This is a genomic window from Microcoleus sp. S13_C5, assembly GCF_036700845.1.
In the GTDB taxonomy this organism is placed as follows: Bacteria; Cyanobacteriota; Cyanobacteriia; order Cyanobacteriales; family Microcoleaceae; genus Microcoleus.
This window is the reverse complement of the sequence record NZ_JAUBPR010000001.1, coordinates 18,418-31,696: the sequence shown is the minus strand read 5'-3', so window position 1 is coordinate 31,696 and position 13,279 is coordinate 18,418. Positions and strand designations below refer to the sequence as shown.

Sequence of the window (13,279 nt, the reverse complement as noted above, 5' to 3'; positions counted from 1 at the left end):
TTGATTGCGAGGAACCAACGTGCAGCCAACAGACCCTAGCAAATTTACAGATCAAGCCTGGGAAGCCATTGTCAAATCCCAGGATGTAGCCCGCCGTTTTGCCAATCAGCAGCTAGAGGTTGAACATTTAGCGATCGCCCTTCTCGAACAGCAAGGCCAGGCAAACAGCATTCTCAGCAAAGCTGGAGTTGATGTCCCCCGCTTCGCCCAGCAGTTAGATGCTTTTGCCAAACGACAGCCCAGAGTTGCCAACGCTGACCAACTATACCTCGGCCGCGGCTTAGAAGTGATGTTAGATGTTGCCGAGGCCACTAGAGCGACTTGGCAAGATAATTTTATCGCCGTTGAACATTTATTAATTGGTTTAGTAGAAGACGAACGAGTCGGTCGCAGGTTGCTGACAAAAGGCGATGGGCCGCCGGGTCGCCCCGGTTACGATCGCAAACCCCCAGCCGGTACGATCGATCGACCAAAACTCGAAGAAGCAATCAAATTAGTCCGCGCCACTGCTAAAACCCAAGAAAAAAATTCCGAAACGGGCAAAGGCAGCCGCAGCAGCGCTAAAGCCCAAGATCAAGATGGCGAAGCTAACTCCGACGCCCTCAGCAAGTACGGCCGCGATTTGACAGAAGCCGCCAAAGCCGGCAAACTCGACCCAGTAATCGGCCGCGACGAGGAAATCCGCCGCGTGGTGCAAGTTCTTTCCCGCCGCCAAAAAAACAATCCGGTGTTAATTGGCGATCCCGGAGTCGGAAAAACTGCGATCGCCGAAGGTTTAGCCCAGCGAATTGTCAACGGGGACGTACCGGAATCTTTGAAAAATCGCCAGCTATTTAGCCTCGACATGGGCAGTTTAATTGCTGGGGCAAAATTCCGGGGCGAATTTGAAGAACGATTGCGGTCTGTCCTGCGGGAAGTCATCGATTCCGACGGGCAAATTGTCCTATTTATTGACGAATTGCACACGGTTGTCGGTACTGGTGGCGGTGGCAGTTCCGGTTCGGGAATGGATGCGGGAAATTTGCTAAAACCGATGTTGGCGAGAGGCGAATTGCGCTGTATCGGCGCTACAACTCTCGACGAATTCCGCAAGAATATTGAAAAAGATCCTGCCTTGGAACGCCGCTTTCAACAAGTATTTGTCGGCGAACCCAGCGTAGAAGATACTGTTTCGATTTTGCGCGGATTGAAAGACCGTTACGAACGCCACCACGGGGTAAAAATTACTGATTCGGCCCTGGTAGCTGCTGCAACTCTGTCTTTTCGCTATATTTCCGATCGATTTTTGCCGGACAAGGCGATCGACCTGGTAGATGAAGCGGCCGCCCACTTGAAAATGGAGATTACCTCTAAACCTGTGGAATTGGAAGGCATTGACCGCCGGGTGATGCAGTTGGAAATGGAAAAATTGTCGATCGAAGGGGAAGGAAAAGGTGCTCTAGCCCCTGGGCTCGGCTTCCGCGTCGAACGCATCACCTCTGAGATTGACATTTTAAAAGTCAAACAGGAAAAATTGTCCTCTCAGTGGTTGGGCGAAAAGCAGTTGTTGGATGCAATCAATAAATTGAAAGCAGAAGAAGACCAATTGCGAGTCCAAATCGAACAGGCAGAAAGGGCTTACGATTTGAATAAAGCCGCACAGTTAAAGTACGGCAAGTTGGAAACTGCGGTGCGCGATCGCGAAGCGAAAGAAGCGGAACTTTTGAAACAGCAAGCTCAAGGTTCTTCCCTGCTGCGCGAAAAAGTTACTGAGGGCGATATTGCGGAAATTGTCGCCAAATGGACGGGCATTCCCGTTAACCGGTTGTTAGAATCCGAACGCCAAAAATTGCTGCAATTGGAAAAACACTTGCACCAAAAAGTCATCGGTCAAGAGGAAGCTGTAACAGCGGTGGCGGCGGCAATTCGGCGCGCGAGGGCGGGCATGAAAGACCCCGGAAGGCCGATCGGCTCTTTCTTGTTTATGGGCCCCACAGGCGTCGGAAAAACTGAGTTAGCGCGGGCGTTGGCGGAGTTTTTGTTTGACAGCGATGATGCGATCGTCCGCATCGATATGTCGGAATACATGGAGAAACACAGCGTTTCCCGGTTGGTAGGAGCTCCCCCCGGATATGTCGGTTACGACGAAGGGGGACAACTTTCCGAAGCAGTGCGGAGACATCCTTATTCGGTAGTGCTGTTTGACGAAGTGGAAAAAGCGCACCCCGACGTATTTAACATTTTGCTGCAAGTGTTGGATGACGGCAGAATTACCGATTCTCAAGGTCGAGTGGTTGACTTTAGAAATACCGTAATTGTGATGACTAGCAATATCGGCAGCGACCACATTTTAGACGTGTTTACTAAGAAGGAAAAAACCGTCAAAAAACCTGCTAGTAAGAAGCAGGAAACGAAAGATTTGTCAAGTCAAAAGACAGATTATAAAGTGGCTGCCGATGGTACTGTTGAGGTGTCGGCCCAGCGAGTCGATGGTGATACTCTAACTAAGAGTGAAAACAAGACTGAAAACAAGAGTGAAAATGAAAATTTATTGACTCAAGAACGGGAGACAGACCAAGAGTACGAACAGATGTTAAAACGGGTGATGACAGCGCTGCGATCGCACTTCCGGCCCGAATTTCTCAATCGGGTGGACGAGATAATTTTGTTCCACACTTTGAGCAAGGTCGAACTGCGGCAAATAGTCAGTATCCAAGTGAAGCGGATCGAGCGGTTGTTGGCCGAGCAAAAAATTACTTTGGAACTGTCGGATGCGGCGAAAAACCATATCACAGATGTCGGTTACGACCCGGTTTACGGCGCTCGTCCCTTGAAACGCGCCATCCAGCGGGAGCTGGAAAACCCGCTGGCTAACAAGATTCTGGAAAATGCGTTTGTGGAGGGAGATACAATTGCGATCGACTGTGAAAATAACTCTTTGCAATTTCGCAAAAAAGAGTCTCGCCCAGCGCTGACAGGTAAGAGTTTGTAGTTGCCGAATAGTTAGGAACAGGCAAGATGCCTGTTCCACAAACCATCAATTTTCTTGTGGAACAGGCATCCTGCCTGTTATTGAAAATTAGGAACAGGCATCCTGCCTGTTATTGAAAATGGTGAAACCTGTTAGTTGATATCAAGAATTCGAGATGGTGCGGCTGCCGTAAGCATCCATGCTGTAGGCGGGAACGCGAACGCTGTAATCCATCTCTGTTGCTGTGATTGCTACAGCCAATTTTTCAAAAGATTCATCGTTCCAATTCCGCTCGTGGATGGGCTTTGACTGTTCCCCGAGGAAATATGCTTGAGTGCCAATTACTGAGGCTGCGACCCAACCGACGATTAAAAGAGCGATTACAATAGCCATATTTACTTTTTCCTTAACTTTTGTTGCTTTATGTAAACTAATGTAACGAATATTAGTAATAAACGTCAAGGTACTGTAATGTCGTGCCAACCGTCCGGCAGGTAGTAAATACCGCACCTAATCCTCAGTCTGTAGGGTGTGCTTAGTGTCAACAAGGGCTCGATCCCCCCTAGCCCCCCTTAATAAGGGGAAGACAAGAGTGTTCTCTGGCGTCCCCCTTATCAAGGGGGATTTAGGGGGATCTAGACAGGGCTACCAGCGAGAGATACAGAGGGGTTTCAGGCTTAAGTTGACACGCCTTGGTAGGGTTGGTACTACCGCGCATCGGTAGCTAGCACAGTACCCGGATTGTGAACTGTATCCGAAATAGCAAAACAGATTGTTGAGATTTTAGAGTTAAGAAATTATAAGTTTTGCGTTAATAAATTACGATTAAAAGTCTGCCGCTGGCATGAGGAATAGCGGCCAAATTATGAGTTATGATTTATCAGTTTGGATGGGAACTAACAAATCCCAATTACCAAATTTTAAGTACAAATTACTAATTACCAATCGTCGCTACAAATCATGGCAAACTCAATGTTAAATGACGACCCCTTGTGGTTCAAAGACGCCATTATTTACGAAGTACCAGTTCGCGCTTTTGCCGACAGCAATGCAGACGGCATCGGCGACTTTAGAGGACTGACAGAAAAACTGGATTACCTGCAAAACTTGGGAGTCACAGCAATTTGGGTACTGCCATTTTTTCCCTCGCCGCTCCGAGACGACGGTTACGATACATCTCACTATACTACGGTCAACCCGATTTACGGCACATTAGAGGATTTTAAAGACCTTTTAGAAGCAGCGCACCAGCGGGGAATTCGAGTCATTATTGAGTTAATCGTCAACCACACTTCCGATCAGCACGCTTGGTTTCAGCGAGCGCGCCGCGCCCCAAAAGGCAGTAATGAAAGAGATTTTTATGTGTGGAGCGACACGCCGGAAAAATATCAAGATGCTCGGATTATTTTCAAAGATTTTGAAACATCTAATTGGGCTTGGGATGCGGTAGCAAAAGCTTATTACTGGCACCGTTTTTATTCCCACCAACCCGATTTGAATTACGACAATCCCGCCGTCCGCCAAGCCATCTTAGATGTGGTAGATTTCTGGTTGGCGCTGGGAGTAGACGGACTGCGAATGGATGCGGTGCCTTACCTGTACGAGCGCGAAGGTACTAACTGCGAAAACCTGCCAGAAACTCACGTATTCCTGAAGCAATTGCGGCAGCACGTAGATGAGAAATTCCCGAACCGGATGCTGCTGGCTGAGGCGAATCAGTGGCCGGAGGATGCGGTTGAATATTACGCTAATGGGGATGAATGTCACATGAACTTTCATTTTCCGCTGATGCCGCGTTTATTTATGGCTTTGCATATGGAAGATAGCTTCCCAATTAGCGACATTCTCCAGCAAACTCCACATATTCCCAATAACTGTCAGTGGGCCTTATTTTTGCGGAATCACGATGAATTGACGCTGGAAATGGTGAGTGATGAAGACCGAGATTATATGTATCGGGTTTACGCTCAAGACACTCAGGCGAGAATTAATTTGGGCATCCGCCGCCGCTTGGCTCCTTTGATGGGAAATAACCGCCGCCGCATCGAGTTGATGAATGCTTTGCTGCTGTCTCTTCCGGGTACGCCGGTGCTTTACTACGGCGATGAAATTGGCATGGGAGACAATATCTATTTGGGCGATCGCAACGGTGTGAGAACTCCGATGCAGTGGAGTGGCGATCGCAATGCCGGTTTCAGCCGTGCTAACCCGCAGCGGCTGTACGCACCGCCAATTGTTGACCCTGAATATCACTACGAATCTATTAACGTGGAAGCGCTGCGGGCGAATCCGAGTTCTCTTTGGTGGTGGATGAAACGCCTAATAGCAATTAGGCAGCGCTTCCAAGCATTCGGTCGCGGGACTTGCGAGTTTCTGTACCCGGAAAACCGCAAAGTTTTAGCTTTTGTTCGCACTTATCAAGACGAACACATCCTCGTAGTGGCTAATTTGTCGCGCTTCGTCCAGACGGCAGAATTAGACCTTGCGCCCTTTAAAGGTGCTGTTCCGGTGGAGATTTTCGGCCGCACTGAGTTTCCTGCAGTTGGGGAGCAGCCTTACTTTTTGAGCTTGAGTCCTCACACTTTTTACTGGTTTACTCTTACTGTTAAACACGAAGAATTTTCGCTGCACGGTGTTCCCACAGACTTGCCTACTTTGGCGGTCATAGGTAATTGGAAAACTGCTTTTGCTACAAGTCAGTTAAGCGATATGCTGCTTAATATTTTGCCGGGATACTTGCGGCGAAATCGCTGGTTTAGCGGTTCAGATCGGACAATTCAATCTTTAGAAATAAGTGAAATTGTACCGATTGAATGTAAAGATAGTGCGGGGGAGCAATCTCAAGTTTACATTCTGTTCTTGCTGTTGAATTATACTGAAGGTATGCCTGAAACTTACGTTTTGCCTTTAGGTTGGGAAGAGATGAAAGGCGATGTGGACGATCGGGCGATCGCGCGCCTGCACTTCCCAGAAACCAACAAGGAAGTCGGGGTACTATTTGATGCTGCTGGTGACAAAGGTTTTCTGAGCGCGCTGCTGGAGGCGATCGGCAATTCTCGCAGTTACAGAGGTGGTGCAGGTCAACTGGTAGGAATTGCCGACAGTGCATTTAGCTCAGAAGAAGATTTATCGCAGCTCGACCCTCACCTGTTCAAAAAAGAACAAAGCAATACATCCGCAGGTTACGGCGACCGCTTCGTCCTGAAAATATTGCGAAAAGTCGAGGAAGGAATTAACCCCGAATTAGAAATCGGACGCTTTTTAACAGAGCGCAACTCGATCCAACACTACGCTCCAATTGCCGGAGCATTGGAATATCACACACCAGCAAAACAAGTCCTTACCGTCGGAATACTGCAAAAATTAATCCCCGACAGCATAGACGCTTGGTCTTATACATTAGACACACTGCGCGACTATTTCGAGCAAGTAATGACAGTAGAAGCAAAGCATTCCGGCGAGAATTTATCTACTGCCCCCGAAAATTATTTACCGAGCGCTTTGACCGGACAAATGCAGCGGAACTCAAACTCGCTAGTAGCGGATTTATCTCTAGAAATTCCCGCCTTAGCTCGCCAACTCATCGGCTCTTACTTAGCATCAGCCGAGCTTTTAGGTAAGCGGACAGCCGAACTTCACCTCGCTTTAGCTTCTGACACAGAAAATCCCGCTTTTGCCCCAGAAAGCTTCACCTCCTTTTACCAGCGTTCCATCTATCAACACATGAGAAATCTGGCCGGAAGAACTTTGCTGGATCTAAAAAAACGGCTGTCCAAACTGCCGCCAGAAATACAAAAATCGGCACAAAAGCTCCTCAACCGCGAAGATTTGCTCATGGAACGTTTCAAGTCTATTTTGAACTTGAGAATCACCGCCGATAGAATTCGCTGTCACGGGGACTTTCATTTCGGGCAAGTTCTTTATACAGGGAAAGACTTCGTAATTATTGATTTCGGAGGAGAACGCGATCGACCCTTAAACGAGCGACGGATGAAGAGGTCACCCCTGCGAGATGTTGCGGGAATGCTGCAATCTTTCAGTTACGCAGTTACATTGGCACTCCGCAATGAAGTAGAAAGTGGCATGATTCGCCCTGAAAATCTCCCGGAGATGCAGCAGTGGGCGAACGTTTGGCACCGCTGGGTTAGCCTCACTTTTCTTAACAGCTATTTGGTAACAGCAGCCGATGCAAATTTCTTGCCCAAATCTATACCGGAACTACAAGTTTTGCTGGATGCTTACATTTTGGAAAAAGCGGTTGCCGAGCTAGCCTACGAACTCAATTACCGCTTGGATTGGGCGGAAATTCCGCTTCAGCGGATTCTACAATTGCTGAATTAATAAGGGCGGGTTTATCTATACTCGTTAGGGTGCGTGGCTTTTTAGTTCCTCAATTAACAGCGAGATGCTGGAAAGTCACGCACCTTAAACCATACCCAATCTACTTTGATAACGATTTGACCTGCGAATATAATTCGCTTTTATACAAACAAATTTCGCGCCAAGCGAGGCTAGAAGAAAAGATGGTAAAAAACAGATTTCCTATTACTTAAAATAAAGAGCAGCTTGATATAAAACTTGTTCTTGATGAGTTAACAAAGTGCAGTCAGAAAGCGGGTAAGCCACACAAGTAACAGCGTAGCCAGCTTGCAATTCAGACAGCTTCAAAAACTTTTGTTCGCTTTGGTCGATTTCACCGCTCACCAGTTTGACAACGCAAGCAGAACACTCTCCTTGCTTGCATCCATTCGGCAAGCGGATGCCGGCATCTTCTGCCATATCTAAGATATACTGGTCGTCTGGTACAGCGATCGTGCGATCGAGCGCGAGAGCCTCATTCACCAACCGAACTTGATAAACAGCCATTTCCACCTCTTATATTTGGATTGCTTGTATTCAACTAAAATAGATGATTACAACTTACAGAAAAAATTAAATTGTAGGTGCGGGCGAAGCACATTCCGCTATAGATGATAGCTAAAAAACCCAGTATTTTCAAAACACCGGGTTTTTGAGAAACCACAACCTCGATCGCTATACTAGACAAGTGCTTCTTGATAATCGAGATTTTCATCTAGATAAATAGCCCGAATATCCTCCGGCAAGTTGGATTCTAAACTTTGATATCCTTTTTGCAGCAAAGCCTTTACCTGAGCGGGCGAAATAGCTTCGCCTTCTGCTTGCAAATAGGCTGCAATTCGAGTTTCACTCCAGCGGAAAGTCTGAGCCATCAACACCACTAAACGCGGCAGCGGCGCTAACAATTCCAAGGCTTGTTTGACGTAACACCAGAGGGGAGGCGGAGCCGATTGCAAAGAGTAGTGAATCGACTCAACAGGGGGCAATTCGGCTTGATTTATGCAGACTGCGGTGACATTAATCAGCCAGTTTTGGAGACTGAGATTTTCGCCCTCAGACTCTTGGATTTCGCGGCGCAAATCGAGGCCTCGCAGTTCGTGATAGATGTGCAGCCAAGTGTGGGCAAATAGGTAATCTCCTTGTACGGGCGATCGTACGGAATGGCGGATCAGGGAGTGTACAATTTGAGCGTAGCGGCAAAAAATCGCCGTGAAGAACCTACCCTGATCGGGATGGTTTTGAAACAGAGTCAATAATTCCTGGTCGCTGTGATGGAACAGGGATTTGACCACAGGATGGTTGAGTTCTGAAAAATTAGGTGTTTGCACAATTGTTCTGTAACGGTTTTGGGAATAAATGCTGGTGCAGCCCGATTCTACAACACGATATACATTTGATGCAAGTGCTGGCAAATTATGTTTATATTTAAGTCAATTAATTATATGATTAAAATTGATTTAAATTGTAAGTGACGCTCTTTTAATGTAAAGTAGTACATATAAACTCTATTTGCTCAGCACCAATAAAAATTGAATTAATTTGTTAGATTAATGGTAAAGCCCTTCTCATTATATTCTAATTTTATGAACTCCATTCTCTTTCCAAAAATGTTTGTGTTTCCTGAAGGAGTCCCACAAGCATGAGCAACTTGAAACAAGTTAGCATCTATACTCGCGGTATAACTACGGCGAGCGGTGCTGGCGGATATGGGGCAGTCTTGCTGTATGAAAATCATCGCAAGGAACTATCAGGCGGATTTCAGTTAACTACAAACAATCGTATGGATATTCTTGCTGCAATTGAAGGTCTGAAAGCACTCAAAACAAGATGTAAAGTGACGCTATACAATAACAACGGCTACCTTGTAGATGCTATTGCCAACAATTGGGCGTTGCGCTGGCAAGCTAATAACTGGAAAAATAGCGAACAGAAACCTACTGCTAACGTAGATTTGTGGGAGCAACTACTCCAATTCTGTTCGCAACACGACGTTGAGTTTATTAGAATTAAGCAATGTGCGGGCAACCAAGAGTATCAACGCTGCAATTATATTTCCAGACAAGCGGCCAATCAACAAAACTTACCAGCAGATGAAGGCTATCAACGGTGAACCCCGCTAGGAAAACCATATCCTCCACCCCCCGGTGTTTCAATTACAAACACATCCCCCGGCTGCATTTCCACAGTCGCCGTACTCCCTAATTCCTCAACTTTACCATCAACCCTTTCAACATAATTCCGCCCAACTTTCCCCGCTTCACCCCCATTCAAACCGCAAGGAGAAATCACACGTCTCCCCGATAAAATCCCCGCCGTCATCCCCTCCCGAAACCGCACTCGCCGCACAACTCCATTACCGCCGCTATGAGCTCCATTCCCCCCACTATTAGCCCGAATTTCAAAACTTTCTAACAACACCGGGAACCGCCATTCTAATACCTCTGGATCGGTTAAACGCGAATTAGTCATGTGAGTTTGTACCGCATCAGTACCGTCAAAATCTGCTCCAGCACCCGAACCGCCGCAAATAGTTTCATAATATTGATAGCGCTGATTTCCAAAGGTAAAATTATTCATAGTTCCCTGAGAAGCAGCCATCACTCCCAACGCACAATACAAAGCATCGGTAATATTCTGCGATGTTTCCACATTTCCGGCAACTACCGCCGCTGCATAGCGAGGATTCAGCATACAGCCTTCGGGATTGATGATTTCGAGAGGTTTTAAACAGCCCGCATTTAGAGGAATATCGTCATCTACCAACGTGCGGAAAACATACAAAACAGCGGCTTTGCACACTGCAGCGGGAGCATTAAAATTGTTGGTTTGTTGAGCAGAAGTGCCAGTAAAATCTATTTTTGCACTGCGCGCAGATTTGTCAATTGTAATCGCTACCTTAATTTGTCCGCCGCTATCCATCGGATAAGTAAATTCGCCATCACTCAAAACCTCAATTACCCGCCGTACCGACTCTTCCGCATTGTCTTGTACGAAGCCCATATAAGCTTGCACAGTCTCTAATCTATAATGTTCTACCATCTTCAGAATTTCTTCTGCGCCGCGCTTGTTAGCAGCAATTTGTGCTTGCAAATCGGCTATATTTTTAGCAGAATTGCGAACTGGAAAATTACCCGCTGTCAGAAGATCTAGTAATTCTTTTTCTCGAAAATTGCCCTCGCTTACTAACAGAAAATTGTCAAGCAATACACCTTCTTCAGTTACTGTTGTACTGTTAGGAGGCATGGAACCGGGAGTGATGCCACCGATGTCGGCGTGGTGTCCCCGCGATGCCACATAAAACAAAGGAAGGGAGGAATCACGATCGAATACTGGAGTAATAACGGTGATATCTGGTAAATGCGTGCCGCCGTTGTAGGGATTGTTAGAAACATAAACATCGCCGGGTTGAATCGCATTGCCTTGTGCTAAAATTAAAGATTCAACGCTTTCGCTCATCGAGCCCAGATGTACGGGAATGTGCGGCGCGTTGGCAACTAATTGCCCGTTTTTGTCAAAAATTGCACAGGAAAAGTCGAGACGTTCTTTGATGTTGACTGAGGAACTTGTGTTTTGCAATGTGACGCCCATTTGTTCCGCGCTCGCCCGAAACAAATTATTAAAAATTTCCAGCAAAACTGGATCGGATTTAACCGCAGATAAACGCGAATGAACGCCGATATTATCTGCGTCCATCTGCGTGCATCTGCGGTTCAAAATTAGATCGTTATTTTCCGTGATTTCCCCTTCCCAGCCCGGTTCTATGATATTAGTTCCCGTAGCTTCAACAATCATAGCAGGGCCTTCTATGCAGTCGCCCGATCGCAAATCGTCTCTCTGATAAACAGGCGTTGCCCGCCACCCGCCAGCAACATAGGTTTGCACCGTTGAAATTGGTTGCACAGGCAAGATGCGCGTCCCACCAGAGGGGGAAATTGTGGATGCTTCCGGCACATCCATGCTTTCTACAACTTCCACCGAAACCGCTTCCACAATCAGCGGTTTTTCTGGCATAATAAAACTGTAACGCTGTCGGTGGGCTGCTTCAAATTCCGCCTGCATCGCCTCAATATTGTCAGCAAAATTGACAGCCAAAACCGAGTCACTTCCCTGATATTTTAAGCGCAATTTGCTAACAACAAAAACCTCTGACTCATTCTCTGTGTTCTCTGCGCCTCTGCGGTTCAATTCCCTCTTTCCCTCAGCCTCCAATGCAGTTAAAATATAATGTAAATCAGGTAATAATTCTGCATTTAATTGTTGCTCGATCGCCCTTTCGCGAATAGCCCGCACATCAGCCAAACCCATACCGTAAGCGGACAACACGCCCGCATAAGGGTGAATAAATACCCGTTTCATGCCCAAAGCATCGGCGATCGCACAAGCGTGTTGGCCGCCCGCACCGCCGAAACAGCACAATGTATACTCCGAAACATCGTAACCGCGCTGAAGCGAGATTTTTTTGACAGCATTTGCCATCTTTTCCACCGCGATCGCCAAAAAACCCTCCGCCACCTCTTCGGCCGTCCTCTCGCCCCCAATTTCCCCCGCTAATTGCCCAAATTTTTGCTTTACTACGTCAGGGGCGATCGGCAAATCTCCATTCAATCCAAATACTTTTGGGAAAAAATCCGGTTGAATTTTCCCCAACATCACATTGCAATCAGTCACCGTCAAGGGGCCGCCTTTGCGATAGCAAGCGGGCCCAGGATTCGCCCCTGCAGACTCCGGCCCGACGCGGTAGCGAGCCCCGTCAAAAAAGACAATTGAACCGCCGCCGGCTGCTACAGTGTGAATTGCCATCACGGGCGATCGCAATCTCACCCCAGCAATTTCCGTCTCAAATTCGCGTTCGTATTCGCCGTTAAAATGGGCAACATCTGTGGAAGTTCCGCCCATATCAAAGGTAATAATTTTATCAAAACCTGCCTTTTTGCTGGTTTGAACTGCACCGACAATTCCCCCAGCCGGCCCGGATAAAATACTGTTTTTTCCTTGAAATTGTGCGGCGTCCACTAAGCCGCCGTTCGATTGCATGAACATTAATTTGGGGAATTGGGAATTGGGAATTGGGAATTGGGCATTGGGCATTAATAATCCCTCGTTCCCGGAATCTGCCTCGATTAACTGACTGGTTACTTGTTCGACGTATCGACGTAAAATCGGAGATAAATAAGCATCGACAACCGCAGTATCTCCCCGCGAAACTAATTTCATCAGCGGGCTGACTTCGTGAGATACTGAAATTTGAGTAAAGCCAATTTCTTTCGCTATTTTAGCAACTTGTTTTTCGTGTTCCGAGTAGCGGTAGCCGTGCATGAATACGATCGCACAACTGCGAATTCCCTCATCGTATGCTTGCTGCAAAGACGGGATAAACTCGGGATTGACAGCAGTTAACTCCTCACCTTGAGCGCTGTAGCGTTCTGCAACTTCAATAACTCGATCGTACAGCATCTGGGGCAAAACAATGTGACGCGCGAAAATATTCGGGCGGTTTTGATAACCAATTCTCAGCGCATCGCCGAAACCTTTAGTAATTAACAGAATTGTGCGATCGCCCTTTCGTTCCAGCAAAGCATTTGTCGCTACCGTCGTCCCCATTTTAATCGCTTCAATTTCGGCGGCGGGTATAGCTGCGTCGGCGGGAATTCTCAAAATATCGCGAATTCCTTGAACTGCGGCGTCGGTGTAGCGTTCTGGGTTTTCCGATAGCAGCTTGTGAATGACTAACTTACCGTCGGGGCTGTTGGCGACAATATCGGTAAAAGTGCCACCGCGATCGATCCAAAATTGCCAGCGAGTGCGATCGGGAGAAGTAGGATTCATATCTCTTTTTTTTGAAATTTTTGCTTGATTAATTTATAAGTATTCAACAAACTTCTGTTCGAGTCAATTCATAAAATTCATAACTTCGGGTCATAAAAGTCATAATTTCTGGTCGCTCAAACTAGCAGGCGCCCGATCATGTTA

At 47.0% G+C, this 13,279-nt stretch carries 7 protein-coding genes; 3 read left to right on the top strand and 4 right to left on the bottom strand.

Features of this window, described 5'->3' with window-relative positions; all coding sequences use genetic code 11:
• The first annotated feature begins 19 nt into the window (after positions 1-19).
• Positions 20-2,971: an AAA family ATPase gene (locus tag QUA04_RS00145; RefSeq protein WP_333252615.1), complete on the top strand. Its 2,952-nt coding sequence runs from the start codon at positions 20-22 to the stop codon at positions 2,969-2,971.
• 141 nt (positions 2,972-3,112) lie between these two features.
• On the opposite strand, the gene QUA04_RS00140 is transcribed toward QUA04_RS00145, so the two are convergent.
• Positions 3,113-3,343, bottom strand: a complete 231-nt coding sequence (locus QUA04_RS00140; RefSeq protein ID WP_333046753.1) for a photosystem II protein, Psb35-related — start codon at positions 3,341-3,343, stop codon at positions 3,113-3,115.
• A 567-nt stretch (positions 3,344-3,910) separates the two neighbouring features.
• Here QUA04_RS00140 and treS point away from each other — a divergent pair.
• On the top strand, positions 3,911-7,291 hold the full coding sequence (gene treS / locus QUA04_RS00135; protein ID WP_333252613.1) for a maltose alpha-D-glucosyltransferase: 3,381 nt from the start codon (positions 3,911-3,913) through the stop codon (positions 7,289-7,291).
• Positions 7,292-7,495: 204 nt separating this feature from the next.
• Here treS and QUA04_RS00130 read toward each other — a convergent pair whose 3' ends face one another.
• The gene (locus QUA04_RS00130) at positions 7,496-7,816 is read right to left on the bottom strand and encodes a 2Fe-2S iron-sulfur cluster-binding protein (protein WP_333252611.1); all 321 of its coding nucleotides are present in this window, start codon (positions 7,814-7,816) and stop codon (positions 7,496-7,498) included.
• A 173-nt stretch (positions 7,817-7,989) separates the two neighbouring features.
• Positions 7,990-8,637 carry a sigma-70 family RNA polymerase sigma factor gene (locus QUA04_RS00125; RefSeq protein ID WP_333252609.1) on the bottom strand — a complete coding sequence of 216 codons (648 nt, stop codon included), beginning with the start codon at positions 8,635-8,637 and terminating at the stop codon, positions 7,990-7,992.
• Between the two features lie 311 nt (positions 8,638-8,948).
• Here QUA04_RS00125 and QUA04_RS00120 point away from each other — a divergent pair, with 311 nt between their 5' ends.
• The gene (locus QUA04_RS00120; protein ID WP_333252607.1) at positions 8,949-9,419 is read left to right on the top strand and encodes an RNase H family protein; all 471 of its coding nucleotides are present in this window, start codon (positions 8,949-8,951) and stop codon (positions 9,417-9,419) included.
• On the opposite strand, the gene QUA04_RS00115 is transcribed toward QUA04_RS00120, so the two are convergent.
• Positions 9,410-13,135, bottom strand: coding sequence for a hydantoinase B/oxoprolinase family protein (locus tag QUA04_RS00115; protein ID WP_333252605.1), 3,726 nt, complete (start codon positions 13,133-13,135; stop codon positions 9,410-9,412). The genes QUA04_RS00120 and QUA04_RS00115 overlap by 10 nt on opposite strands.
• Between the last annotated feature and the right edge of the window lie 144 nt (positions 13,136-13,279).